We start from the raw sequence: 25,558 nt of genomic DNA, 5'->3' as shown, positions 1-25,558 counted from the left end.
TCAGTTATCAGTTATCAGTTATCAGTTATCAGTTATCAGTTATTAGTTATTAGTTATTAGTTATCAGTTATCAGTTATTAGTTATCAGTTATCAGTTATCAGTTATCAGTTATCAGTTATCAGTTATTAGTTATTAGTTATCAGTTATCAGTTATTAGTTATCAGTTTATCAGTGGGTAAGTTAGGTACTTATCGATGGCTGCATCCCACATTTGCAGAAATACCGATAATCAGCAATTATCAGTGACTCTTAAATTATTACAGATATATCAGCAGCTGCGTGTAAGCATCCCACAAAAAAACTAATGCGCTCCGGGGTTCGGGGGAGGCGCTTCGTCCCCCGACGGGGGGTTTGGGGGGTAGAACCCCCCAAAAGCTTGGATTGAGCGATAAAACCGAAAGTAAGTAGGTGGGTGGAATTAAATATAAAATGAACGTAGGTTGGGTTGAAGCATGAAACCCAACGCCCGCATGGGTTACGCTACCGCTAACCCATCCTACAAATAATTGTGCCTACCTACTTAACGCCCGATTTTAGTAGAGAGTTTCCCTTAAAAAATCCCAACTTAGTAGATTTACAAAAATGAGATGTACCCCTTTCAGTTATCAGTTATCAGTGGGTAAGTTATCAGTGATCAGATTTGAGTTTTAAGTTAGCAGTATTAAATAGAGGTTTCCTACTGTCTTTTCACTGATTACTGTTTACTGATCACTGATTACTGAAAAAGCTGGTAACTAATATCAATCCTATAACAATTTCTCCAATTTGGGATCGGTTTGTAAGTGCTTGAGAACTTGTTTAATATCTTGGGTACGATCTTTGTGGACAACGAGAGTTGCTTTACCGTCGCGAACAATTACCAGATCTTTTAAACCAATAGTAACGATCACTTCCTCCTCATCACTAGCATAGATAATAGAGCCTTCCGTATCCAAACCGACATGATTGGCCAGTTCAATATTTTTGCCCTTTGCTTCTAGTAATCTTTCCAGAGAATTCCAATCTCCCAGATCATCCCAACCAAAATTAGCGGGTAAAACGTAAGCGAGTTGGGTTTTTTCCATCAAAGCATAATCGATACTTTTTTTCTCTAAATCCTCATAGGCAGCGATGCCCCGATCGATCAGAGGTTGTAAAATATTATTAGCGTGGGTTTTTAGCTCCTCTAAAACCACTTGTCCCTGAAAGATAAACATTCCGCTATTCCAGCTAAAAAGTCCCGTTTCTAGGAATTTTTCGGCCGTGGTGCGATCGGGTTTTTCCGTAAAACGACTCACTTTATAGACGGGTAAACCATTAAATTCGCCTTGATTTTCTCCCTGTTCGATATAACCGTAACCGGTGGAGGGATAATCGGGTTTAATCCCTAAAGTAACGATCGCTTTTTGGCTGACGGCCACTTCTACGGCCGCTTTTAAAGTGTTAATATAAGCCTCTTGATCACCAATATAATGATCGGCAGGAAAAAAACCGATCGCCACTTCCTTACCATAACGTTTTATCACTTCTAAAGTAGCCCAAGTCACAGCCGGGGCCGTATCCTTGCCCACCGGTTCCACTAATAGGTTACTCTCCGGTAAATCGGGCAGTTGTTCGCGGACACCATCAGCGATCGCACTAGCGGTAATTACCCAGAGATTTTCCCAACCTGCCCCTAAAGATAATAGACGATCGGCCGTTGCTTGTAAAAGACTGCGACCACTACCATCAAGACAGAGAAACTGTTTCGGACGCGCTAGACGACTGAGGGGCCAAAAACGTTCCCCTTTACCACCGGCGAGAATGACTGGAACAAGCGACTGATTCATAAAAAATTGACACTTATCGGTTAAGTTGAACCGATTGTATCAGACGGCAGTGAGCGTTTTCCTGACCCAAAGCTAAAAAGCGGGCAAATAACCCGCTTTTTAGCAAAAATAACCGAAATATTGCGATTAGAAATTCATTTCGGCCGCTTGTACTGTTTCCACTTGTTTTTTCTTAATAACTAAGAGGATTTGGCAGAGCATAATACCACCGAGGAATAAAACTAATCCTTTGATCCGGCCGGGATTTTGTAGGACAACTTCCGTCTCTTTTTGACCAAAACCGCCAACATTGGGGTTACTGGTTAAAAATTGTCCCACTTCGATCGCTTGACCTTCCGAGACGATTAACTCAGGACCTGCGGGAATATTTTCCACCACGGGGCCAGCTTCAGAAGTGATGGTGACTTCATAACCACCGGCTTCGGTTTTGCTGATCTGGCTAATTGTACCTGCGGTAGAAGCTTTGAAAGCGTTATTATTGCTCGGTTCACCGGTGGGGTACACTTGACCGCGACCGCGATTGGCCCCTAAATGCACAGCATATTTACCGAAGTGAATACTCTTGTTTTGGCTAGGATCGGGGGCCAGGACAGGGAAAACGATTTCTTTGTATTGATCCCCGGGTAAGGGGCCAACGATAACCACGTTATCTTGACCTTCTTTGTAGGATTGGAAATAGACTCCACCGAGTTTTTCCTGCATTTCTTCGGGAATGCGATCGGGGGGCGCGATTTTAAAACCATCCGGTAGCATTAAGACTGCACCGACGTTTAAACCCCCCTTGGATCCGTCGCCTAACACCTGTTGACTGGTGGGATCGTAGGGGATTTTTACCACTGCTTCAAAGACGCTATCGGGTAATACCGAGTGGGGGATTTCAATTTCGGCGGGTTTTTGGGCTAAATGGCAGTTCGCGCAGACAATCCGACCGGTCGCTTCTCTGGGGGTTTCCGGGGCGGTTTGTTGCGCCCAAAAAGGATATGCTTGGGCAGATTGGGGGTTAATGACATCGCTGGTTAGGAGTAGGGAAACGGTAGCGATCGCCACGAGGACGGCTTTCACTAGGGCCTGTCTGTGGACTTGCGGGAAGCTTAAAAAGTTGAATGTTCTCATCTCTATCGGTTGAATAATTCCAAATCTCGTCACATTGAATAATCTAGGACCACCAGGGTTCTTCACCGGTGCGGAAGTCGGTTTCCGTCCAAGTGGAGAAGACGACTTTATCATTATCGGTGACGTTGGCATGGGCGAGGGCTAAGGATAGAGGCGCTGGACCGCGAACTACTTTTCCTTCGGCATTGTACTGGGAACCGTGGCAAGGACACATGAATTTTTCTTCGCTGGCATTCCAAGGCACCACACAACCTAAGTGGGTACAGACGGCGTTAATTCCGTAGTTGGCCAGGGTTTTGTCCTCTTGGACAACTAAATAGGTGGGGTCGCCTTTTAAACCTTGGGCTAAGGTGCGATCGCCAGCGTTATGGCTTCCCAGAAATTGACTGACAATCACATCATTGCCTAGGGCATCTTTAGCGGTGACACCGCCACCCGTACCACCGGCCGAGGGGGGAATAAAATACTTAACAATCGGATACAAAGCACCCGCCGCTACTCCGGTAATTGTACCAAAGGTCAACAGGTTCATAAATTGACGACGACCCAAATCGGGAACATCTGTACCGGAAACTTGACTCATTGCTCCTTATCTCCAAATGTAAATTTTTGTAAACTAATTCTCATCTAAGGGCGATTTTGTGCATCTCGATCAAGACGAAAACCCAGAGCTTAAAGAAGGTTTACAAGGGCTTTATTAGATTATTACAGATATTGAGTCACGGACAATTGCCACAGCAAAGCTGCGTCAAATGCGATCGCTGTTTTCTCGCTTTTGCCGAGATGAGAAACCGCGAACATCGAAAGAATCTTAAAAAATTTGATCCAATGGAAAAGTTAAGTCCCCATATACCTTTAACTTAAGTTAAGTAGCCAAGAATACAATGATTTCAAGTCATGCCTACCGGCTTGTACAGGGAAAATTCTCGCATAAATAGATTACTTAACTCAATTTGTCAAGGCTGGGATTACTTTCAATGCTTGGTATAAAAATTTTTATTTATCTCTATCATCTTTAACCCATGAAATTAGCTGATATTCTCAAAGACTCAAGTTATAAGTTGTCCCAGTTTACACCGACGGAAATTGAGCAATTAGAGCAGGCAATTACGCTTAAAAAGACGAAAAATGGGGAAGCTCCCTATACAATTTGCTTAGTACGGAAAAAAGAGATTAAACTTACCCCAGAAGAAGCGATTAGACAATTATATTTAAGGGTTTTAAGCGATCGCTTAAATTATCCTCTCAGTCGCATTCAGGTGGAGTATGGGGTTAATTTTGGCAGGGAGGTAAAACGAGCAGATATTGCGGTGATGGACAAAGATCGCCTGAACACAGTTTATATTTTGGTAGAGGTAAAAAAACCCAAACTCAAGGAAGGAAAAGCACAACTACGTTCCTATTGTAACGGCACAGGTTCGCCGATGGCTGTCTGGACGAACGGCGATCAGATTTCCTATTATCAACGCAAAGATCCCAATTATTTTGAAGATATTCCAGATATCCCTAACTCTAATCAAACCCTAGCAGATATTCTCCAGATTAAGTTCACTTTAGATGATTTAATCGCCAATGATAAGTTAGTCAAAGAAAATAAATCTCTGAAAACGCTAATCGAAGAAATGGAAGATGAGGTATTAGCAAATGCGGGGGTAGATGTCTTTGAGGAATTATTTAAGCTGATTTTTGCCAAGCTCTATGATGAATGGTATTCTGGACAGGGTAATCGACGTTCTACTCGTTCTCTGGAGTTTCGTAATACAGGACAAACAGAAAGCGCATTAAAAACAAAAATCCAGGATCTTTTTGACAAAGCTAAGAAAAAATGGCCAGGGGTATTTAGTGAGGATGCCAAGATTAGTCTCACACCTTCTCACTTATCGGTTTGTGTGTCATCCTTAGAAAATGTGAAGCTATTTAACTCCAATTTGGATGTAATTGATGAAGCATTTGAGTATTTAATCAATCAAAGCAGTAAAGGGGAAAAAGGACAGTTTTTCACCCCTCGTTATGTGATTGATATGTGTGTGAAGATGCTTAACCCCCAAGAAGATGAATATATAATTGATACTGCAGCCGGTTCCTCGGGTTTTCCAGTACATACAATCTTTCATGTTTGGCGGCAGATTCTAGAGGATGAGGGATTAGAAGTAAGTCATTTATTTTCATTGGAAGAAAAGCCACCCCGTTGTAAGGAATATGTGGAAGAAAAGGTGTTTGCTATTGATTTTGATGAAAAAGCGGTAAGGGTAGCACGAACCCTCAATCTGATTGCTGGAGATGGACAAACAAACGTACTACATTTAAACACTCTAGATTATGAATTATGGGATGAGGTGACGCAACAGGAAGAATGGGATGATGTTTATCATGAAGGTTTCAGACGCTTGAAAAAACTGCGTCCAAAGGGAAGTCCAGACTATAGGGAGTTTCAATTCGATATTTTGATGGCAAATCCACCTTTTGCGGGTGACATCAAAGAACCGCGCATGATTGCTCGTTATGACTTAGCAAAAAAGCCTAACGGTAAATGGGAAACTAAGGTAGGACGCGATATTTTATTTATTGAGCGCAATCTAGACTTTTTGAAACCGGGGGGAAGAATGGCGATAGTTTTACCCCAAGGACGCTTTAATAATTCTTCTGATAAGAATATTCGGGATTTTATTGCCGAAAGATGTCGAATATTAGCAGTGGTGGGATTACATGGTAATACTTTTAAACCCCATACGGGAACAAAAACCTCGGTGTTATTGGTGCAAAAATGGAATGATGATCCCAAAATAGGCGCACTTTGTCCTCGTCAGGATGATTATAATATCTTTTTTGCGACGATGCAGAAGTCAGGCAAGGATAATTCTGGAGAAAAAGTTTATGTTAAAGTGTCTGATGATTCGGGGGATTTTCTCTTAGATAAACATAATCATTGGATTGTGGATCATGATCTTTTTAATCATGATGGATTAACGGAAGATGGTATCGCTGAGGCCTTTATTGAGTTTGCTAAAAAGGAGAATTTAAGTTTTTTTGACCTTTCCCCTCTGAGTAAGGGGGGAGCTTTTGATCCGGTTAAATATCAGCAGTTAATGGATAGAATTGAAGCGGTTGAATTGAGTTTAAGCGAGGTTTTGGAAGATAATAACTCATCTAGATTTGATAGTGAATATTTCAGAAAGCATTATCTTGCTAGTTTGAAGATACTTCAAAAAATCAGGTATCAAAAAATTCATGACATTGCTTATGTTACCGATGGTATTCATGAATCAATTGATTTTGATGAAGACAGTAATATACTTTCATTTTCGGCAAAATATCCTAAAGAAAACTACTTTGACATAAATGATATTAAATATATCTCTGAGCGTCAACACAATCTAAATCCAAGAACTCAGTTTCAGGAAGATGATGTAATTATTTCTACGGTTGGAACTATTGGGAACTGTGCAGTAGTTGATAAATATATATTGCCCGCAAATAGTGATCGAGATGTAGGAATTATTAGAATTCATGACAAATCTGTTAAGCCTAGATTTCTATCAACTTTTTTAGTGAGTAGATATGGACGATTTCAGTCTGAGAGAGAATCCACTGGAAATGTTCAACTACACCTTTTTATATACAAAATTAAAGAGATTAAAGTTCCTCAACTAAAAGATGATTTTCAACAGTATATTGAAAAAATAGTTAAATTCTCCAAAAATTTATTAGATTCTTCACAATGTATCTACCAACAAGCTGAAAATTTACTATTAACAGAACTTGGTTTAAAAGATTGGCAACCCACAGAAGAAAGCATCGCAGTTAAAAGTTTTTCTGAGTCTTTTTTGTCTTCTGGACGCTTGGATGCTGAGTATTATCAACCGAAATATGATGAAATTGATAATTATTTTAAGGATTTCAAATTGATAAAAATTCGTGATTTAATTAATTACCCTGTTTCTAGTGGTGCAACTCCTAAAGCGGGTGGTGATGATTATACAGATGAAGATGATGGTATTCCTTTTATAAGAGCAGTTGATCTTAAAGATGGAGAAGTTGACACAAATAACTTTATTTTTATTAAAAGATATGTTCATGATCTCACCTTGAAAAAAACAAAAGTCAAGAAAAATGATGTACTTTTTTCAATTGCTGGTACGGTAGGAAGATGTGCTATTTTTGATCATGATTTTGAAGCCAATATTAATCAAGCTGTTTCTATTTTAAGGTTTGACGAAGCTCAAGTTAAAAGACTCTATTTAATTGTCTTTTTTAACTCTGAAATAGGCAAAATGTACATTTCCAAGTATGCTCGTCAGGGTTTGCAAACCAATCTAAACTTGAATGAAGTATCTGACCTTAGAATTCCTATATTAGATTATAATCTTCAAGGAGAAATCAGTAAAAAAGTACAAGATAGCTTTGATATTAAAGCAAAATCCAAACAACTCTTAGAAATTGCTAAAATAGGAGTAGAAAAAGCAATAGAAACCGAGGAAGAAACGGCAACCACTTGGATAAACCAACAACTAGAAAGCTTGGGAGTAAACCTAATCTGATGAACACAAAAATAAATCTACCAATGGAACAAATTAAAGGATTTTGTCAAAAGTGGCAAGTCACCGAGTTGGCATTATTTGGTTCAGTTTTACGCGAAGATTTCCGTTCAGATAGCGATATTGATATTTTAATTACCTTTTCCCCAACTGCTAAACGAGGTTTAACCGAAACCCTACAAATGCGCGATGAACTGCAAGCAATTTTCAATCGAAAAGTAGATTTAATTGTGAAAGCAGCACTCAAACGGAGTGATAACTGGCTAAGATGTAAAAACATTTTAGAATCAGCACAGATTATATATGCTTCGTGATCAAGAATCTCTAATCGACATTGTAAATTCTATTAGACGTATTTTGCGCTATACCGATGGTATCGGTAAATCAGAATTGGAAACCAATGATGAAAAATTGTCTGCCATCCTCTACCAAATTACCATTATTGGTGAAGCGACTAAACGTCTTTCTGTAATCTTCCGTCAACAACATCCAGAAATTCCTTGGCGAGAAATGGCTGGAATGCGAGATGTCATTGTTCATAAATACGATCAGCTTGATTTGGATGTGGTATGGGACATAGTTGAAAATAAATTAACAGAACTTTTGAAAGCGATCGCACCTTTACTCTAAGAGTGCTTTAAAAGCAAAAATCCAAACAACTATTAGAAATTGCTAAAATAGGAGTAGAAAAAGCGATAGAAACCGAGGAAGAAACGGCAACCGCTTGGATAAACCAACAACTAGAAAGCTTGGGAGTCAAACTAATCTGATCAACACAAAAATAGAACTACCCTTGATTTTTACCAGAGGTCTATTTTTAAAGGGGGAGAATGTCAACCCTCACTGCTAGACTCAACAGTATGGCCGACTTCGCTGATCCATTGGGCAATTTCTGCGGGGGATGCGGTGGTTTCTACCGTGACGATTTTATTGGCTACATCCACCGATATTTGGGCTGCTGGTTGCTGATTATTAATCGCTTTAGTAATGGTATTAGCGCAACCTTCACAGGCAATACTAGGCACTTTTAGGGTAATTGTCATTGTTGTAACTCCAGTAACTTCATAGCTAAAAACTAGCATAAATTGTCAGGGGTAGCTGATTTTTTAAGAGTTTATTTACCATTTCAGCACTGCCGCTTCGATCCCCTGTTCCCGTCGCAGTTTACTATCTTTTTCTAGCCATTGGATGACCTGTTTATGGGTTAGTTCTTCTAGGGTTACTCCCGTATCTTCGGCGATTATTTTTAGTAAGCGTAGGGAAGAAATTGTTAAACGAGTCAGGAATTTTTCGGGAGAAGTTAAGAGGGCAGCGTCCACATCTGCGGATTCTTCTGGGGTTAAAAATTGTCTGTTTTCGATCATAGTTTTATTTGGTTTCCATCCAATTGTCACCGGCTTTAATTTCTACCAAGAGAGGGATCGTCAAGGAGACAGCTTCTTCCATAGTCGTCTTGATTTTTGACTCTAGGGATGGCCATTCTTCCCTCGGTACTTCCAAGACTAATTCATCATGGACTTGCAGCAGTAATCTCGCTCGATAATTTTGCAGTACCTCGGCTAATTTTATCATCGCTACTTTAATAATATCAGCACTGGAACCCTGAATGGGCGCATTAGCAGCCGATCTTAATAATTGTGCTTCCTCGTTGTTGAGTTTGAGGCTATCTAAATCGATGTCATGTAAGGACAGTCCCCGCAGTCTTTTTAAGAGGGGATTATCGAAGTTAAAATAACGTCTTCTGCCCAAAATTGTTTCCACATATCCCTGAGCGATCGCTTGTTTTTTGCTATTTTCTAAATACTCAAATACTTGGGCATAACGTTGATGATATTTTTCAATAAATTTTCTGCCCTGTTCTACGGTTAATTTCGATTCACGGGCGAATTTTTGCGCTCCCATGCCATAAATAACCCCGAAGTTAATTGTTTTTCCTAAACTGCGTTCTTCGGGGGTAATTTCCTTTTTATCAAAGAGCAATTGAGCGGTGACTTTATGAACATCTTGGTTACTACGATAAGCTTCTAATAAAACTGGTTCTTGACTGAGATGAGCGAGAATTCTTAACTCGATTTGTGAGTAGTCTGCTGACACCAATAAGTAACCATCTTCGGGGATAAAAGCTTGACGAATTCGCCTGGAAAATTCACTGCGAATGGGGATATTTTGTAGGTTAGGATTGGAGGATGATAAGCGTCCGGTGCTGGTGATGGTTTGATTAAAATCTGTATGTACTCTTGCGGTTTTTGGTTCGGCTAATTTCGGTAAAGCATCCACATAGGTTGATTTTAATTTAGATAAGGTGCGATGTTCAAGGATATAATCAATTAAGGGATGATCGCCTTGTAGTTTCTCTAAAACACTTTGATCGGTGGAGTAACCTGTTTTAGTTTTTCTGGATTTTTTGCGGTTGAGTGCCAATCGATCAAAAAGGATTTCACTTAACTGTTTAGGAGAGCTAAGATTAAAGGTTTCTCCGATGGATTCATAAGCTTTTTTTTCTATTTCTGCTAAGTCTCTTTCTAGCTGCTGGGACAAGTTTTTTAGATAATTGATATTAATTTTTATACCATAATTTTCCATCTGCCACAGCACCATGACTAAGGGAGATTCTACCTCTGAGAATAATTGATACAAAGGGGTGATTTTAGTTAATTCTGCCTGTAATTTTTCTTGAAGTAAATAGGTAGCGTAGGCATCTAATCCGCAGTAGGTAGCAGTAGTGGCAATATCTAAATCAGCGATGGTTTTTCCCGCAGGAATACCGAGACTTTTATAACTAAGGGAAGTGATACCGTCTAAATAGCGATCGCATAAATCTTCGAGATTATGAGTTAGTTCGGGATGGAGGACATAACTAGCCACCATAGTATCAAAAACTAGACCTTTAACGGTAATTCCTTGATGATAAAAAACATCAATATCAAATTTCGCATTCTGGAAGACTTTCGGATAATTATCACTGGCTAAAATTGGGCGTAATTTTTCGAGAACTATCTCTAGATTTAAATTATCACCGCTCTGGTGGCCGATGGGAATATAGGCCAGAGAATTTAATTCTTTTCCCCAACAGCAACCGATGCCGACTAATTTGGCTACACGAGGATTTAAATCCGTGGTTTCGGTGTCCCAAGCGACGGGAAAATGTGGATTAGTGAAAGTTGTTAATTTTGCCAGTAAAGCATCTAACTTAGGAATAGTATCAATAATGTCGGGAGCAATTAGAACTGGTGGAGAAATAGGGGGTAAATCAAACAGAGACAATTGATTAGAATCAGCATCGCTAGTTAATTCTAGGGTAGTAGTGCCACCTAGATGCTGTTGAATTTGATCGAGTTTCTGGAGAATTTTCTTTAATTCTAATCTTTCCAATAAAGCTTTAACTAAACGCCGATCAAAACCTCGGAGGCGAAATTTCTCCTCTTCGAGGCTAACGGGGGCATCAAGGGCAATTTTGGCCAAATAGCGAGAACTTTCGGCAGCGGTTTTACCCTCTAATAATTTAGTTTTTACCATTCCCTTAATCGATTCCAGATTGGTATATATATCCTCTAAGTTATCGTATTTTTTTAATAAATCTATCGCTGTTTTTTCGCCAATTCCGCGCACCCCAGGGATATTATCAGACTTATCACCGCAAAGAGCTTTAAAATCTACTACCTGTTTTGGTGTCACCCCTAACTTTTCCGTGACAGCTTGGGAATTAAATTCTGTATAACCCTGTCCCGATGTACTTTTGACCGCATTAATATCCAGATAGAGAACCGTGGTTTTTTTCTCCTCATCTACCAATTGGAATAAATCTCGATCGCCTGTTAAAATCTTAACAGTATAACCATTATCGCCGGCTTGTTTTGCCAAAGTTCCTAAAACATCATCTGCTTCGTAACCCGGAGAAGTCACAATAGGAATATTCATCGCTGCCAAGAGACTTTGCAGATTAGTTAAATCGGGGCGAAATTCTTCGGGAGTTTCTTGCCGATTCGCCTTATAATTGACATCAGCTTCATGGCGAAAAGAAGGGACTGCTAAATCAAAAGCCACTGCTAAATAAGTGGGTTTTTGAGTTTCTAGTAACTGCAGCAGAGAATTTAAAAACCCAAAACAAACACTGGTGGGAATGCCGCTAGAAGTACGCAGAGGTCCCGAACGAGACTTAGCAAAGGCATAATAGGCACGAAAAGCCAAAGAATGCCCATCGATCAGGATAAATAGCTTATTTTGCTCGGCACTGGTCATAATCTAGCCTCTTTAGTCCTATCAAAATAATACTAAATAGTGTATAAAATTTACATCCCCTATTTTGCCCGAATTTGCCTAAATTTGACAAGGGAGTTTCTTCTGTATTAGACTATAACAGATGCTGGCCTTGTTCTAACCTTAAATCTTTCTATCTCTTTACAGGCGGCGGATGCCTGTGCTACCAATTGCATCAATGTCATTTACAGGCATCCTGTTTGTACCACTAGGGAACTATCAGAAAAATGCGGATTACTGTAGGATCTGTTTTAAAGCTGTTAGCGAAGGGAATTATGCTACACTAGCATCAATATCTAGTCAAAAAGGCTTGTAATTTATGACTCCTCATCTTTCTCTTAGCCAGATTATAGAATCTATCGATAAACTTTCTTTAGAAGAACAAAACCAATTATTTGAAAAATTAGCGCAGAAAAAACAACAACAAGAGCATCCACTGCTCAATATACCAGTTACACTAACCTATAATCCCCTCTTAGATGAAGTCATAGAGAGTATAGAAACCTATCGTCAAAAAGTTGACCAAGAAGACAGTCAACAAGTTGAAACACCGTGACTCAATATATATTAGATACCGATCATATAACCCTACTGCAAAAACTACATCCGAACTTAGTTCGGAGAGTAGCGTCTATCGATCCTGATGATACGGCTATAACAATTATTACTTTAGAAGAACAAGTAAGAGGATGGTTCAGCGTGATCAGAAAATACTCTCAAAGCAATCAATATGAAAAGTTAATCAAAGGCTATCAAGGTTTGAGAGATATAGTTAATTATCTGAGCAAATTTAAAATTTTGAACTATACTTTAGAAGCTCATTATCATTTCAGAGAATTACGGGAGCAAAAAATTCCTATAGGAACACAAGATTTAAGAATTGCAGCGATTAGTTTATCAGAAAACAGTATTTTAGTAACACGCAATTATCGTGATTTCTCTCAAATCCCTAATTTACGCCTACAAGATTGGACGATATAGAACTCTGTAGGGATGACTACGAAAATTGTTACATTTTTTAAGGATTACCCAGCCATTAGCCTAGCATCGGCGATCGCTGATAACACCTCGTCAAAAAAATATTTGCCAAAAAGCCAGCGTAAGGGTATTTTAAGAATAATTTTATATGTGTGCTTTGCGATTACATGAGAATCCTAGTTACAGGCGGTGCGGGTTTTATTGGTTCCCATCTAATCGATCGCTTGATGGAACAGGGTCATGAAGTGATCTGTCTGGATAACTTCTACACGGGGGTGCGCCGAAATATCGTTAAATGGCTAGGAAATCCTTATTTTGAGCTAATTCGTCACGATATCACCGAGCCGATCCGTTTAGAGGTGGATCAGATCTATCACCTGGCCTGTCCTGCTTCCCCGATCCACTATCAATATAATCCCGTCAAAACGATTAAAACCAATGTTTTAGGGACTATGTATATGCTGGGCCTAGCTAAAAGGGTAAAAGCGCGATTTTTGCTCGCTTCTACCTCAGAAGTCTATGGTGATCCCGATGTGCATCCGCAAACGGAAGAATATCGAGGTAATGTCAACTGCATCGGACCGCGTTCCTGTTATGACGAGGGTAAACGGGTGGCGGAAACCCTGGCTTTTGAGTATTATCGGGAGCATAAAGTCGATATCCGGGTGGCCCGGATTTTCAACACCTACGGCCCGCGAATGTTGGAAAACGATGGTCGAGTGGTGAGTAATTTCGTGGTGCAAGCTTTGCGCGGTGAACCCCTAACGGTTTATGGTCAAGGTTCCCAAACCCGCAGTTTTTGCTATGTTTCTGACCTGGTGGAAGGGTTAATGCGTTTGATGAATGGAGACTTTATCGGGCCGGTTAATCTCGGCAATCCCGACGAATACACAATTTTGGAATTAGCGCAAGTGATCCAAGGCATGATTAATCCCGAGGCCGAATTGGTCTATAAACCACTGCCAGAAGATGATCCCAAGCAGCGACAACCGGATATCACCCGTGCTAAAACCTATTTGGATTGGAGTCCCACTATTCCTCTACACCAGGGTTTAAAAATGACGATCGAGGATTTCCGTTCTCGTCTCAGCTAATCCCTAATCAATAAATTTAACTTAATTGTCATCGGAGTAATTATCATGCGTGTTTGTGTTATCGGAACGGGTTATGTGGGTTTAGTCACGGGGGTTTGTCTAGCACATATCGGCCATCATGTTATCTGTATTGACAACAATGAAGAAAAAGTCAAATTAATGAAATCGGGACAATCTCCCATCTATGAACCGGGGTTATCGGAATTAATGCAGTCTTCGGCAGCCTCCGGCAATCTGGAATTTTCCACGGACCTAGAAGCGGGAGTTAAACACGGCGAAATCCTCTTTATCGCTGTTGGTACACCCGCACTACCCAACGGAGAAAGTGACACCCGTTATGTGGAAGCGGTGGCCCGGGGTATTGGGGCCCATCTCAACGGTGGTTATAAAGTAATCGTCAATAAATCTACCGTTCCCATCGGTTCCGGCGATTGGGTACGGATGATCGTCCTCGATGGCGTGGCCGAGAGACAAAAAAATCTCGTGGCCGCTGGTGGCGGTATTAGTACACTAGAACGCATCGAAGCGGATTTCGATGTGGTCAGCAATCCCGAATTTTTACGGGAAGGTTCGGCGGTTTATGATACTTTTAACCCCGATCGCATTGTTTTAGGTAGTAATAACCCGAAAGCCATCGAAATGATGAAGGAATTGTATGCGCCTTTGGTTGAACGTCAATTCTCTGAAGATCCCTCCTTGCCTCCCGTTCCCGTAGTGGTCACGGATCTCAGTTCGGCAGAAATGATTAAATACGCCGCTAATGCCTTCCTAGCCACCAAAATTAGCTTTATTAACGAAGTAGCTAACATCTGCGATCGCGTCGGGGCCGATGTCACCCAAGTGGCTAAAGGTATCGGTTTAGATTCCCGTATCGGTAGCAAGTTCCTCTCGGCCGGGATCGGTTGGGGGGGGTCCTGTTTCCCCAAAGATGTGTCGGCTTTGGTACATACCGCGGAAGACTACGGTTACGAAACGGAATTACTTAACGCCGCTATCAATGTTAACAAACGTCAACGGACAATCGCGATCGAAAAACTGCAACAGGAATTAAAAATCCTCAAGGGTAAAACCGTCGGTTTGTTGGGATTAACTTTTAAACCCGATACCGATGATATGCGCGATGCTCCGGCTTTAACTATGATCGAACAGTTAAATCGTTTAGGTGCTAAGGTAAAAGCATACGATCCGATCGTTTCCCAAAGTGGTTTAAGTCACGGTTTAACCGGTGTGATTATCGAATCAGATCCAGAAAGATTGGCCGATGGTTGTGACGCTTTGGTGGTGGTGACGGAATGGCAAGAATTCCTCCGTCTCGACTACGGCAAAATGGTTAAAACCATGCGCGAACCCGTGTTAATTGATGGTCGCAATTTCCTCGATCCTGCGGTGGTGACAGCAGCCGGTTTCCGTTACCTGGGGATTGGCCGTTAATCCCAGCAATCCGCCTTTTTATCAGGACTGATGCGGGTGGGGAAGGAGCAAGAAGCAGCAACCCTTACCCCTGCTCCTGGAGGCGAAAATTGCCCGATTATGCCCGCTGAAAACCGAAAACTTCCTAGTTGACCATGGGGTTATTGGCTATAGTTACATGATGTGAACAGGAGCCACTAGAATCCAGAAGCGATCGGTAGAATGGAATTGAGAAACTAGAAATCAGTTTTAGCAATACATACATACCTATGGTTAGCTCTGTTCAATACCGCTACACTAACGAACAAGTTAGGGACTGGTTACGGGGATTACTGACAATTGCCTGGTCTGATGGGGATTATAGCACCAGCGAACAGGAATCGATCGCCCGTTTCGCTCACGAATTAGAATTAGATGACAACCACGTTCTCTATCAGTCGATTAGTCCCGAAGAATTGGCCGCAAGTTTCGGTCATGACCCCAAAATATCAGAAAACTTCCTCCGCACGGCGGTCATGGTAGCGATCGCCGATGGCATTTATTCCCCCGCAGAAGCGGCATTACTGCGTAGTTATCGGGATGCTTTCGGGTTAGAAATCGAGGCCCTGTCAGCTTTAGAACATACTATCTGTGAAATTCCCGAAATTACCACAGAAGCGAATAAATCCGAGTTTATCAGTGCCGAACATCCCCACCCGGATCTGCTGCATCCCCTCAAAGACTGGTTAGATGGGGTAGAAATGCACGATCCGCGTTTGGCCCGGTTTATCTGCAAAATGGTCCCACCTCAATGTCCTTTTGAACGCGATATCGTGCTGTTTGGTCATAAATTAGTGCATATTCCGCCCCTGTGCAAGTTAAATCCTCTCTACGAGCAATTAGTCGGTTTACGCTTCCGCGCTCTATCATACTTAGCTGATGATTGTCAAGAGGATATTTCCGAGTATATTTAGCCAGTTTAACTAAAATTGCGGCTAAAATGGTATAATTATCCTGCTGACAAAAAATATCTCAGCCTCAAGGCTTTTCCTAGCTAATTCTTCCGTTAAAATTAGGTTAGGTCGCCGTTGACAGAGAAAATATGAGTAAAAACTCCCGACGAGTCGATTTTCCTGATTTACCGGGGCTAAAAAACCTGCGCTCCTATCAATGGCAGTGGCTGGGCCGAGATATACTCGCCGGTGTCACCGTGGCGGCCTACGCTATTCCCCAGTGCATGGCTTACGGCGACCTAGCCGGGGTCGATCCCGTGGTGGGATTGTGGACTCTCGTGCCGGCCGCCCTAGTTTACGCCCTTTTCGGCTCCTCATCGCAACTATCCCTCGGGCCAGAATCGACCACGGCAGTGATGACGGCGGCAGCGATCGCACCTATGGTAAGCCTTCAAGGAGAAAATTACGGCAGTTTAGCGGCTTTTTTAGCCCTAATGGTCGGTTTAATCTGTTTAGTTGGTTATATCGCCCGCTTGGGATTTCTAGCTAATTTACTCTCCAAACCGATCCTAATCGGTTATATGGCGGGAGTGGCGGTGATCATGATTGCAGGACAACTGGGTAAAATTAGTGGTTTGTCAATCGGTGAAAATACGGTTTTTAAAGAAATTTTCGCTTTTTTTCGGGGAATAAACCAATGGCACTGGCCAACCCTTAGCCTCGCTCTATTGCTGCTACTATTTCTATTTGTCATCCAAAAATATTTTCCCAAAGCACCGGGACCATTGCTGGCGGTTTTACTGGGAACCCTCGCCGTCGCCACCCTCCATCTCGATCAAGAGGGGGTGGCAGTAGTGGGGAAAATTAGCAAAACTTTGCCTAATTTTGGCTTACCAACCCTAGATTTTTCCCAATTACTACCCCTAGTAACCGCAGCCGTCGGCATTGCCCTGGTGGGCTATTCCGATAACGTCTTGACCGCCAGAGCCTTCGCCAGACACCATAACCAAGAAATCGATGCCAATCAAGAATTTTTAGCCCTAGGACTGGGGAATCTGGCGGCGGGTTTTTGTCAGGGATTTCCCATCAGCAGCAGCGCCAGTCGCACCGCGGTGGGCGATTCCGTGGGTAGTAAAAGTCAGCTTTACTCCCTGGTGGTGGCAGTGGTGGTGGTGGCGGTCATTTTCCTGCTCGGTCCGATACTGGCACTCTTTCCCAAGGCCGCTTTGGGTGCGCTGGTGATTTATGCGGCCTGTAAACTGGTGGATATTGCCGGTGCTAAACGACTAAAAAGCTTTCGCAATAGTGAGTTTAATCTCGCTGTCCTGACCATGGTGGGGGTGCTAACCACGGGGATTTTAAGCGGGGTTGCCATCGCCATCGGTCTCTCGGTTATCGATTTATTGGCCCGCATTACCCGACCCGATGATGCCGTTTTGGGTAGAGTCCCGGGGGTGATGGGTTTACACGCGCTCCAGGATTGGCCGGAAGCGCAAACAATACCGGGGTTAGTTATCTATCGTTACGATGCCCCCTTATTTTTTGCTAATGCGGCCGACTTTAAACGTCGCGCCCTCAGCGCCATTGCCCGGGAGACAAAACCGGTAGAATGGTTTGTCTTGAATACGGAGGCCCTTGGGGAATTGGATAGTACAGCCGTGGAGATTCTTGAGGAACTAGGGGCAGAATTATCAAGACAGGGTATAGTTTTTGCCCTCGCTAGGGTTAAACACGATCTGTACTTACAATTGCAACGCTCTCGCTTGTTAGATAAAATCAGCGAGGAGAGAATTTACTATACTTTGCCAGCAGCGATCGAAGCTTTTAAAAATCGTTAACTGATGGGTGAGACTAAATCTGGTTATTAAAAACTGATTATCTATTGCTCCTTTTGCCTTTTGCCATTTGCCCTTTGCCTTCGTTAAAACCACTCACTTAATAGGATAGTTACACAACGTAAAAATTGGCTAATTCAGGAGTTATTATTATGCTAGACCAAATGATGAGGATGTTAGAAGGGCAACAAATAGGGCCCTATCGTCTTAATAATTTTCTCGGTGCGGGTGGTTTTGGGGGTGTATTTCATGCTAGTGAAATGGTCAGAAATACATCAGTCCAAGAAGTTGCTATTAAAGTTATCCCCGAAAGTAGCGATGATAAATTAATTGAATTAACAAATGCCAGAAAGTTAGAACATTCTAATTTAATTAAGGCTTATTCAGTGGGGGAATTTCGTTTTCTCAATACAGAGATGCTTTATTTAGTGATGGAATTGGCACAGGGTAGCCTAGAAGAAAATCACATTGCCAAAGGCGGTTTGTCAGCGGATGAAATTAAAAATATTACTGCTCAAGTCGCCCAGGGCTTAAATTATCTTCATGGACAAAATAAAGTCCATCGAGATTTAAAACCGGGTAATATCCTCAAGGTTAATCAACAATACAAGTTAGCAGATTTTGGCTTAATTAGAACTTTAAATAACAAAAGCCACACTCAAACCGTCCACAATAGCGGTACAATTATTTATATGCCTCCCGAAGCCTTTAGGGGGGATATTTCCTCAGCTTGGGATCTGTGGTCATTAGGTATTATGTTAATCGAAATGACGACTAATCAACTTCCCTATAAGTTTAATAATGATATTAACCAGTTAATGGCGAAGGTGATGAATTGTGAGCTACAAATCCCCAGTTTACCGAAAGAGTTTAAACCGATTATTGAAGGGTGTTTGCAAAAAGATAGAAAACAAAGATGGACAGCACAACAGGTTTTAAATGCCTTACAACCTGTGGGATGGAATTCTCCCCCTTCACCTCCACCAGCACCGGCAGCAGTCAAAAAGCCTGTTTCACCAATACCCCTAATTGCTTCACCCACTCCATTTACCGAAAAAATATCCAACGGAGTAACACTGGAGATGGTGAGCTTACCAGCAGGTGAATTTATCATGGGATCTGCTGACAGTGATTCTGATGCTCGAAGTTATGAAAAGCCTCCACACCAAGTTAAATTAAACAGTTTTGCGATCGGGAAATATCCAATTACTCAGGCGCAATATGAAGCAGTAATGGGAATCAATCCCTCTTTGTTTCAAAATAATCCGCAAAATCCGGTAGAAAAGGTTAGTTGGAACGATGCTCAAGCTTTTTGCCAGAAATTGAGTCAAATAACCGGGAAAACCTATCGCCTCCCCACAGAAGCGGAATGGGAATATGCTTGTCGTGCGGGGACTACTACTCGCTATTATTTCGGTGATGATGCTAATCAATTAGGAGATTACGCTTGGTATAGCGCAAATTCTCAGAGTAAAACTCATCCTGTGGGACAGAAAAAACCCAATGCTTGGGGACTGTATGACATGATTGGCAATGTTTCGGAATGGTGCGAAGACGATTGGCACGATAACTATATCGGAGCGCCAAAGGATGGATCTGCGTGGACTATCAATAATGATAATCGTTCTCATCCCAAGTGTCTGCGCGGCGGTTCCTGGTGCAACGATCCTTATGGCTGCCGTTCCGCGGTTCGCTACGACAACTCCCGCCGCGTCAACCGCGACTACAATCTCGGTTTTCGGGTAGTCTGCGTATTCGGGAGGACTCTGTAACCCTTTTTCCCTTTTTTTCCCTTTTTACCCTTTTTCTCTTTTTCCCGCCGCTAGGCGGGTCGATTATTCAGCCAACCCTAGATAAAGAGTGAGAAACAAACTAAACCCCCACCCCAAGAATCGGTACAAGGAAGCTTTTTTCGACAAAATTTACCGCCAACTAAGTAGATCATGAAAATTGACGAATTACTCAAAAACAAACGGGAAAAAATCATTGCTATTGCCGCTAAACACGGCGCAAATAACGTGCGAATTTTTGGTTCTGTTGCACGGGGAGAAGCTGACGAAAAAAGCGATATTGATTTATTAATTGATTATTGTAGCGAACGTCGGAGTCCCTGGTTTCCTTTGCCGTTAATTCGAGAACTGGAAGACTTGTTAGGCTGCAAAGTTGATATTGTTACCGAACAGGGACTTAAAGATAGAATCAGAGAGCGGGTACTTAAAGAAGCAATACCACTATGAGAGATGATAGCGAACGCTTGCGGGATATTTTAGAAGCAATTGAGCGTGTAGAAAAGTATGCTCGACAGGGAAAAACCGTGTTTGAACAACAAGAATTAATTCAAACTTGGATTGTCTATCATTTACAAATTATTGGTGAAGCAGCTAGAGCAACTTCTCAAGAATTTAAAGCAAGATATCCCGAAGTTCCTTGGCGAGATGCCAGCGATCTAAGAAACTTAACTATTCATGAATATTTTTGTATTAATCTAGAGATTATTTGGGATATTGTTGAAAATGATATTCCTCATCTAAAAGGACAAATCGAAGCTATTTTACAGGAATTTATTTGACGAAACCCAACCCAATTACTTAAATTTCGGGTTTCACTATCGTTCAACCCCACCTACTTTATTCTTCGATTTACTTGATGGCTACCGGCAAAAGATAGCCACCAGCAATTATATTAATTTATCAAAGTTTGAACTTTTCCTATTCCCTTTGAGTCGCTTGTCTAACCTGTTCGATCTCTAATTCTAAAGCTTGTGCTATCTGTTCAAAGTTTAATCCTAAGGCCAATAAACGAGGAATAGAGGCTAATTTTGCCGCTAATTCGCCTTCTTGTCGGCCTTCCTCTCTACCTTCCTCTCTACCTTCCTCTAAAGCTTCCTGATACACTTTAGTTTGTTTTAAATCACTTAAACTAAACATCGCTTCTATCTCCTTTCTACTGACTTGGGGTAACTTATAAACCAAGATTGTCTCTATCAATTCTAAAAGTTCTTGCTGTTGTTTGAACTTAGGGAATTCTTGTCTAATCCGTGGAATTAATTGTTTTCCCTGCTCGATCGCTCTGGCGGTTGGTGCTATAATTAATTGTAACATCGATATTCCCAGGGATTCCCCTTCTCTTAATTCCTCGAGATAAAAACGTAAAATCCTGCCTGAGTTGATTAACTCCCCATAACGAGCCGTCTCTACGCTTTCCACTGAACGCCGAGGATAAATAACTACTCCCTGCCAGTTGTTGCTTAAGTCCGTTTGGTGGAGATAGAGGAAGATTTCACTAAAGAAACGAGAATAAAACCTATTATCTTTCTGAAATTGTACTTCTAGGAAATAGATAGGCTGATTGGGTGTATCAGGCAAAAAGACTCCATCGAGACGAAAGGATAATTGTTTAACTTCCACCGAGGAGAATTGATAAGAATTGGCGGTTTCGGGGGGAAGGTTCAACAAATCAAAGAAACAAGCGGGAAATCTTTGTAAGAGTTGATAGAAAATACTGTCAGTTTTCACGCAATTAAACTCAAAAAGAGGCCTCCAGTTTAGCAGCAGTTTTTTATTGTGTTCTTCAGGAAGCTCCTGTTTTTGAGCAATTGGGTTGACGAAGTAACAGCTTTTTCGGTAACTTGTCCCCAATTAAGAGATAGCCACCGGCAATTGTATCAATTTGTAAAAGATGGTTGACGTTTGTGCCAATCGGTGGCCTGTTCGTAGGCGTGGGCGACGTGAAATAATTGATCTTCGCGCAGCACATTACCGACTAATTGTAAACCAATCGGCAAACCTTGCCCATCAAAACCGCAGGGAAGACTTAACCCAGGTAAACCGGCTAAATTGACGGGAATTGTCATTAAATCCGATAAATACATACTCAGAGGGTCCGCGGTTTTTTCCCCAGCTTTAAAAGCTGTGGTCGGTGAAGTGGGAGAAACTAACACATCTACCGATTGAAAAGCTCGATCAAAATCCTCTTTGATCAAAGTCCTGACTTTTTGTGCTTTCAGGTAATAAGCATCATAATAACCCGCCGAGAGGGTATAGGTTCCCAACATAATCCGGCGCTTAACTTCCGCACCAAAACCCTTGGCGCGAGTCTTGGTGTACATATCAATCAAACTATCGGCATCTTCCCGAATACCGTATTTAACCCCATCGTAACGGGCTAAATTCGCTGATGCTTCCGAGGGGGCAATAATGTAGTAGGTGGGCAATCCGTAACGGAAACGGGGACAGGAAATCTCTTTAATTGTGGCACCGAGGGCCTTTAACTGCGCTAAAGCTTGATTAACTGCCTCAGCAACCACCTGATCCAAACCTTCCCCGAAAGTTTCCTTAATTACGCCAATTTTTAGCCCTTTTAAACTGGTTTTCAGGAATTGGCTATAGTCAGGAATCGGCAGATTGAGACTGGTAGAATCTTGGGGATCGTAACCTGCGATCGCTTGTAATAAAATCGCCGCATCTTCTACGGTACGACCAAAGGGACCGATCTGATCGAGAGAAGAAGCGTAAGCCACCAAACCAAAGCGAGAAACCAAGCCATAGGTCGGTTTTAGCCCGACAACGCCACAAAATGAAGCCGGTTGACGAATTGAGCCACCGGTATCCGAGCCTAGGGCCACCACACATTCTTGAGCTGCCACAGCCGCAGCCGAACCCCCCGAAGAGCCTCCAGGCACCCGGGATAAGTCCCAAGGATTAGCAGTAACGTGATAACCGGAGTTTTCGGTGGAACTCCCCATGGCAAACTCGTCTAAATTGGTTTTACCGACGATAACTGCCCCTAAATCCCGTAATTTTTGGGTAACGGTGGACTCGTAGGGGGGGACAAAATTCTCTAAAATCCGGGAAGCGCAGGTGGTGGGGATACCCTTGGTGCAGAGATTATCTTTTAGCGCAATGGGAATACCTGCCAACAGATGCAGAGATTCACCTCTAGCTATTTTCTCGTCCACTTTTCGGGCTTGTGCGAGGGCTAAATCTGGGGTTAAATGGAGAAAGCTTTTTACTTGTGGTTCGAGCGCTTCGATGCGAGCGAGAAATTCTGTAGCGATTTCGACGGCTGTTTTTTCTTTATTAACGAGTTGTTGATGCAGTTGACGAATCGAAGTCATGTTCAGTTACCGGTTACAACCACCGTCAGGAGCAAGCAACAACCCCGGACAGCAAAGACTATTTTAGCGTCAGTTTGGTCGTCGGTCAGCTAATCCCCTAAAATTAAAGGGAAGCCTCGCAGGAAAACTAGAGTTATGACTTTTAATATCCGACAATTAGATAATTTAGACTACGATGAAGCCGAACCCTTATTAGAAGATTATATTACTGGAGCGATCGAGGAATATATCAATTCGCCAGAGGGAGAGGCCTATTATCAAGAAAAAGAAGAAGGTGGTGGTTGGATTGCCAGCTTTATCGAGTTGGGCTATCTCTATGAAGGTTATACCCTTGCTACCATGACTAAGGCTGATGTGCAGATCTTAATGGAGAAGATTTTACCACGCAAAATTACTATCCTCGATCCGACGGAAACCGAGGACGCTATCCCTGAATTAATTAGTTTTTGGCAATTTTTGGGACGAGAATATAAATTAACTCAGGCTAAGGCTATTATTAAATATTTAGAGCAATTAGGCGATCGCTTTAGTCAACTGATGAACGATCCCAACAGTGGCGGTTTTATGAAAAATCTCCTGTTACAAGCGCATCAGCAGGGTTTTGATATCACCAGTCAGGAGGGTTTAACAGCTTTTCAAGAAAAATATAATGCTGAACAGCACGCCAAACAGCAAGCGGCAGCAACATCGAAAAAAACGCCCCCAGCTGTTCCTAAATCGGAAAATGTTCCCAAGGCAATGCAGGCCAAATATCAAGAAATTACCGCTATTACCGATAAATTTGCCGCTCAATATCTTAATGAAGAATACGCCCAACTTATTCGCCAATTAACCGCAACTTTAGCTCGTAAGCGTCCCTCTCCCCTAGAAAAAGGTAAAGCCAATTCCTGGGCTGCCGGCATTACTCACGCCCTAGGAATGGTCAATTTTCTCTTCGATCCTACTCAAAATCCCCACATTTCGGCCACAGAACTTTATCAGGCTTTTGGGGTTGCTCAAAGTACAGGACAAGCTAAATCAAAACAAGTGAGAGATTTACTGAAGATGTCCTATCTTGACTCAGAATGGGCTTTACCAAGCAATTTAGAGAACCATCCTAGCACTACGGTCCGGCAGTTAATCACTACCATGCTCGCTGATAGTTAGGGTTTGCGATAAAAAGTCTGTTGGTGGAGTTAGGAGGCACTCTTGCAGCAGTAGATTCCTGAATGACCCAATCTCGATCGAGTTTGCCCACTAGACTCTAGTGACCTCTCCAGTTAAACTATAGTAGTCAATAGTTATAAAGTTTTAAACGATCACCTATTGTCAGCCTTTTTAACCGGTCACTTTATTACTTACCTATGTTAGACAGTTTCTCCCCCCAAACCTCTAGCCTCGTCCTCGCTTCGGTGGCGGACTATTTCAAAGTCCTGTCAGAAGTCAGTCGCCTACAGATTCTCAGTTGCTTGCAATTAGGCGCGATGAATGGTAAAGAAATCGCTGAAGCGACCGGACTAGGCCAGGCCAATCTCTCCAAACACCTGAAAGCTTTAACCCAAGCGGGAATTATCTCGCGGCAACCCCAAGGAGTCAGCGTTTACTATCAAATTACCGACCCTGTGATCTATGATCTCTGTCAGGTGGTTTGCGATCGTATTAGTCAGCAAATGCGTCAACGGGCCAGAGAATTCGAGAGTCTGCCAGCTTTCCACCTCCCTAAATAGGGTTTGCGGCAAAAAGTTTGTTGCTGGGGTTAGGAGTCGTTGGTCAGCCGGGGGGCGTGCCGAATTAGGCGATGATTTAATAATTTTGGATTTTGGATTGTCATACCATTTTTCTAAAGCTGAAAAAGTACGGGCGAAGCATTCGAATAGGAAATCCAGGGTTTCAGCGAAAAGAAAAAACTGAAATCAAGTCAGAATAAGGCTTGGATTGCTTCCTGAAAAAATTGTTAAGAAATATCCCTATAAGGGATAGCCCAGAAAGGGAGAGGGGCCGGGGTAAGGGACACGAATCAAGAAAACTGGGTTTTGGGAGCATCTCATTTGGGCAAGTGAGTAATTAAGTAGGTAGGCACAATTATTTGTAGGATGGGTTAGCGGTAGCGTAACCCATGCGGGCGTTGGGTTTCATGCTTCAACCCAACCTAGGTTCATTTTATATTTAATTCCACCCACCTACTTATGCTTGTCCCTAAAACTGGTTTCTAGTAAGGCTTTCAAAATAGTTTGACATAAAACCTGATTTAGGGGTTACAAAGGTGAGATGCTCCCCTGGGTTTTTTACCCTGCTCTCATGAATAATGCAGGCTAAGTGATTATTAAGATTGACATTTTTAAATAGTTGACGATATAATTTGGGAGCATCTCACTTACGCGATAAGTAATTATACTTAGCCTAAAAGCCACTCTTAATCGTGTCTTGGAACGAAATAGAGGCTTTTAAAGACTGCGTACATGGAGAATTAAAACAAGAATTACCCTCGAAAAGCCTATTT

At 42.1% G+C, this 25,558-nt stretch carries 22 protein-coding genes; 14 read left to right on the top strand and 8 right to left on the bottom strand.

The features are described from left to right. Positions 1-747: 747 nt before the first annotated feature. The 3 genes from ACE1AQ_RS07435 to petC form a co-directional block, all read right to left on the bottom strand. Complete coding sequence (locus ACE1AQ_RS07435) at positions 748-1,809, bottom strand: mannose-1-phosphate guanylyltransferase (protein ID WP_110545683.1); 1,062 nt, start codon at positions 1,807-1,809, stop codon at positions 748-750. 126 nt (positions 1,810-1,935) lie between these two features. After that, positions 1,936-2,922 carry a cytochrome f gene (gene petA, locus ACE1AQ_RS07430; protein WP_110545684.1) on the bottom strand — a complete coding sequence of 329 codons (987 nt, stop codon included), beginning with the start codon at positions 2,920-2,922 and terminating at the stop codon, positions 1,936-1,938. A gap of 43 nt (positions 2,923-2,965) precedes the next feature. After that, a complete protein-coding gene (petC, locus tag ACE1AQ_RS07425; RefSeq protein ID WP_002789527.1) occupies positions 2,966-3,505 on the bottom strand; it encodes a cytochrome b6-f complex iron-sulfur subunit in 540 nt (179 codons plus the stop codon). Between the two features lie 439 nt (positions 3,506-3,944). Here petC and ACE1AQ_RS07420 point away from each other — a divergent pair, with 439 nt between their 5' ends. From ACE1AQ_RS07420 to ACE1AQ_RS07410, 3 genes are read left to right on the top strand one after another with little or no spacing between them, the layout of a single operon-like run. Beyond that, positions 3,945-7,460 carry an N-6 DNA methylase gene (locus ACE1AQ_RS07420; protein ID WP_110545686.1) on the top strand — a complete coding sequence of 1,172 codons (3,516 nt, stop codon included), beginning with the start codon at positions 3,945-3,947 and terminating at the stop codon, positions 7,458-7,460. A 23-nt stretch (positions 7,461-7,483) separates the two neighbouring features. Further along, positions 7,484-7,771, top strand: coding sequence for a nucleotidyltransferase family protein (locus tag ACE1AQ_RS07415; protein ID WP_110545707.1), 288 nt, complete (start codon positions 7,484-7,486; stop codon positions 7,769-7,771). Further along, positions 7,761-8,087, top strand: coding sequence for a DUF86 domain-containing protein (locus ACE1AQ_RS07410; RefSeq protein ID WP_110545688.1), 327 nt, complete (start codon positions 7,761-7,763; stop codon positions 8,085-8,087). Before ACE1AQ_RS07415 ends, ACE1AQ_RS07410 begins: the two co-directional genes overlap by 11 nt. 203 nt (positions 8,088-8,290) lie before the next feature. On the opposite strand, the gene ACE1AQ_RS07405 is transcribed toward ACE1AQ_RS07410, so the two are convergent. The 3 genes from ACE1AQ_RS07405 to polA are packed head-to-tail and all read right to left on the bottom strand — an operon-like array spanning position 8,291 to position 11,696. Then, the gene (locus ACE1AQ_RS07405; protein WP_002794860.1) at positions 8,291-8,539 is read right to left on the bottom strand and encodes a heavy-metal-associated domain-containing protein; all 249 of its coding nucleotides are present in this window, start codon (positions 8,537-8,539) and stop codon (positions 8,291-8,293) included. Between the two features lie 36 nt (positions 8,540-8,575). Further along, on the bottom strand, positions 8,576-8,821 hold the full coding sequence (locus ACE1AQ_RS07400) for a hypothetical protein (protein ID WP_002736270.1): 246 nt from the start codon (positions 8,819-8,821) through the stop codon (positions 8,576-8,578). A gap of 4 nt (positions 8,822-8,825) precedes the next feature. Next, the gene (polA, locus tag ACE1AQ_RS07395) at positions 8,826-11,696 is read right to left on the bottom strand and encodes a DNA polymerase I (protein WP_110545691.1); all 2,871 of its coding nucleotides are present in this window, start codon (positions 11,694-11,696) and stop codon (positions 8,826-8,828) included. 337 nt (positions 11,697-12,033) lie between these two features. Between polA and ACE1AQ_RS07390 the strand changes: the two genes are divergently transcribed. The 9 genes from ACE1AQ_RS07390 (at position 12,034) to ACE1AQ_RS07350 (ending at position 20,532) form a co-directional block, all read left to right on the top strand. Further along, positions 12,034-12,270, top strand: a complete 237-nt coding sequence (locus ACE1AQ_RS07390) for a hypothetical protein (RefSeq protein WP_110545693.1) — start codon at positions 12,034-12,036, stop codon at positions 12,268-12,270. Next, positions 12,267-12,695 carry a type II toxin-antitoxin system VapC family toxin gene (locus ACE1AQ_RS07385; protein WP_061433283.1) on the top strand — a complete coding sequence of 143 codons (429 nt, stop codon included), beginning with the start codon at positions 12,267-12,269 and terminating at the stop codon, positions 12,693-12,695. The genes ACE1AQ_RS07390 and ACE1AQ_RS07385 overlap by 4 nt, the downstream gene beginning before the upstream one ends. Before the next feature lie 164 nt (positions 12,696-12,859). Then, positions 12,860-13,786 carry a UDP-glucuronic acid decarboxylase family protein gene (locus tag ACE1AQ_RS07380; protein WP_008206493.1) on the top strand — a complete coding sequence of 309 codons (927 nt, stop codon included), beginning with the start codon at positions 12,860-12,862 and terminating at the stop codon, positions 13,784-13,786. Between the two features lie 45 nt (positions 13,787-13,831). Next, positions 13,832-15,217, top strand: a complete 1,386-nt coding sequence (locus ACE1AQ_RS07375) for a UDP-glucose/GDP-mannose dehydrogenase family protein (RefSeq protein ID WP_008206492.1) — start codon at positions 13,832-13,834, stop codon at positions 15,215-15,217. A gap of 248 nt (positions 15,218-15,465) precedes the next feature. Then, positions 15,466-16,149 (top strand): Mo-dependent nitrogenase C-terminal domain-containing protein, encoded by a 684-nt coding sequence (locus ACE1AQ_RS07370; RefSeq protein ID WP_008206491.1) that lies wholly within the window; start codon positions 15,466-15,468, stop codon positions 16,147-16,149. 128 nt (positions 16,150-16,277) lie between these two features. After that, on the top strand, positions 16,278-17,966 hold the full coding sequence (locus ACE1AQ_RS07365; RefSeq protein WP_110545695.1) for a SulP family inorganic anion transporter: 1,689 nt from the start codon (positions 16,278-16,280) through the stop codon (positions 17,964-17,966). A 149-nt stretch (positions 17,967-18,115) separates the two neighbouring features. Continuing rightward, positions 18,116-19,735, top strand: coding sequence for an SUMF1/EgtB/PvdO family nonheme iron enzyme (locus ACE1AQ_RS07360; RefSeq protein WP_110545697.1), 1,620 nt, complete (start codon positions 18,116-18,118; stop codon positions 19,733-19,735). 171 nt (positions 19,736-19,906) lie between these two features. Then, a complete protein-coding gene (locus ACE1AQ_RS07355) occupies positions 19,907-20,200 on the top strand; it encodes a nucleotidyltransferase family protein (RefSeq protein ID WP_002790317.1) in 294 nt (97 codons plus the stop codon). Beyond that, positions 20,197-20,532: a DUF86 domain-containing protein gene (locus ACE1AQ_RS07350; protein ID WP_110545699.1), complete on the top strand. Its 336-nt coding sequence runs from the start codon at positions 20,197-20,199 to the stop codon at positions 20,530-20,532. Before ACE1AQ_RS07355 ends, ACE1AQ_RS07350 begins: the two co-directional genes overlap by 4 nt. Positions 20,533-20,671: 139 nt before the next feature. Here the strand turns inward: ACE1AQ_RS07350 and ACE1AQ_RS07345 are convergent, their stop codons facing one another. Both ACE1AQ_RS07345 and gatA read right to left on the bottom strand, forming a co-directional pair. Further along, entirely contained in the window at positions 20,672-21,478 is an 807-nt protein-coding gene (locus ACE1AQ_RS07345) for an Rpn family recombination-promoting nuclease/putative transposase (RefSeq protein WP_374808151.1), read from the bottom strand. Positions 21,479-21,627: 149 nt separating this feature from the next. Next, positions 21,628-23,079 carry an Asp-tRNA(Asn)/Glu-tRNA(Gln) amidotransferase subunit GatA gene (gene gatA / locus ACE1AQ_RS07340; RefSeq protein ID WP_106909165.1) on the bottom strand — a complete coding sequence of 484 codons (1,452 nt, stop codon included), beginning with the start codon at positions 23,077-23,079 and terminating at the stop codon, positions 21,628-21,630. 135 nt (positions 23,080-23,214) lie between these two features. Here gatA and ACE1AQ_RS07335 point away from each other — a divergent pair, with 135 nt between their 5' ends. Further along, entirely contained in the window at positions 23,215-24,225 is a 1,011-nt protein-coding gene (locus tag ACE1AQ_RS07335) for a DUF6398 domain-containing protein (RefSeq protein ID WP_110545704.1), read from the top strand. A gap of 197 nt (positions 24,226-24,422) precedes the next feature. Beyond that, the gene (locus tag ACE1AQ_RS07330) at positions 24,423-24,785 is read left to right on the top strand and encodes a helix-turn-helix transcriptional regulator (protein WP_002784230.1); all 363 of its coding nucleotides are present in this window, start codon (positions 24,423-24,425) and stop codon (positions 24,783-24,785) included. Positions 24,786-25,558: the final 773 nt, after the last annotated feature.

It is taken from the genome of Microcystis sp. BLCC-F209 (genome assembly GCF_041928595.1).
Classification (GTDB): Bacteria; Cyanobacteriota; Cyanobacteriia; order Cyanobacteriales; family Microcystaceae; genus Microcystis.
The sequence above is the reverse complement of the archived record's forward strand: the minus strand, read 5'-3'. Positions and strand labels throughout refer to the sequence as shown.

Excerpts from the sequence above, each read along its gene's own strand:
- ACE1AQ_RS07365 (WP_110545695.1), top strand. The coding sequence starts at position 16,278 with ATGAGTAAAAACTCCCGACGAGTCGATTTTCCTGATTTACCGGGGCTA.
- polA (WP_110545691.1), bottom strand. The coding sequence starts at position 11,696 with ATGACCAGTGCCGAGCAAAATAAGCTATTTATCCTGATCGATGGGCAT.
- ACE1AQ_RS07350 (WP_110545699.1), top strand. The coding sequence starts at position 20,197 with ATGAGAGATGATAGCGAACGCTTGCGGGATATTTTAGAAGCAATTGAG.
- ACE1AQ_RS07405 (WP_002794860.1), bottom strand. The coding sequence starts at position 8,539 with ATGCTAGTTTTTAGCTATGAAGTTACTGGAGTTACAACAATGACAATT.
- ACE1AQ_RS07390 (WP_110545693.1), top strand. The coding sequence starts at position 12,034 with ATGACTCCTCATCTTTCTCTTAGCCAGATTATAGAATCTATCGATAAA.
- ACE1AQ_RS07415 (WP_110545707.1), top strand. The coding sequence starts at position 7,484 with ATGGAACAAATTAAAGGATTTTGTCAAAAGTGGCAAGTCACCGAGTTG.
- ACE1AQ_RS07330 (WP_002784230.1), top strand. The coding sequence starts at position 24,423 with ATGTTAGACAGTTTCTCCCCCCAAACCTCTAGCCTCGTCCTCGCTTCG.
- ACE1AQ_RS07335 (WP_110545704.1), top strand. The coding sequence starts at position 23,215 with ATGACTTTTAATATCCGACAATTAGATAATTTAGACTACGATGAAGCC.
- ACE1AQ_RS07355 (WP_002790317.1), top strand. The coding sequence starts at position 19,907 with ATGAAAATTGACGAATTACTCAAAAACAAACGGGAAAAAATCATTGCT.
- ACE1AQ_RS07435 (WP_110545683.1), bottom strand. The coding sequence starts at position 1,809 with ATGAATCAGTCGCTTGTTCCAGTCATTCTCGCCGGTGGTAAAGGGGAA.
- ACE1AQ_RS07420 (WP_110545686.1), top strand. The coding sequence starts at position 3,945 with ATGAAATTAGCTGATATTCTCAAAGACTCAAGTTATAAGTTGTCCCAG.
- ACE1AQ_RS07360 (WP_110545697.1), top strand. The coding sequence starts at position 18,116 with ATGCTAGACCAAATGATGAGGATGTTAGAAGGGCAACAAATAGGGCCC.
- ACE1AQ_RS07370 (WP_008206491.1), top strand. The coding sequence starts at position 15,466 with ATGGTTAGCTCTGTTCAATACCGCTACACTAACGAACAAGTTAGGGAC.
- petA (WP_110545684.1), bottom strand. The coding sequence starts at position 2,922 with ATGAGAACATTCAACTTTTTAAGCTTCCCGCAAGTCCACAGACAGGCC.
- ACE1AQ_RS07400 (WP_002736270.1), bottom strand. The coding sequence starts at position 8,821 with ATGATCGAAAACAGACAATTTTTAACCCCAGAAGAATCCGCAGATGTG.
- ACE1AQ_RS07375 (WP_008206492.1), top strand. The coding sequence starts at position 13,832 with ATGCGTGTTTGTGTTATCGGAACGGGTTATGTGGGTTTAGTCACGGGG.
- ACE1AQ_RS07380 (WP_008206493.1), top strand. The coding sequence starts at position 12,860 with ATGAGAATCCTAGTTACAGGCGGTGCGGGTTTTATTGGTTCCCATCTA.
- ACE1AQ_RS07410 (WP_110545688.1), top strand. The coding sequence starts at position 7,761 with ATGCTTCGTGATCAAGAATCTCTAATCGACATTGTAAATTCTATTAGA.
- petC (WP_002789527.1), bottom strand. The coding sequence starts at position 3,505 with ATGAGTCAAGTTTCCGGTACAGATGTTCCCGATTTGGGTCGTCGTCAA.
- gatA (WP_106909165.1), bottom strand. The coding sequence starts at position 23,079 with ATGACTTCGATTCGTCAACTGCATCAACAACTCGTTAATAAAGAAAAA.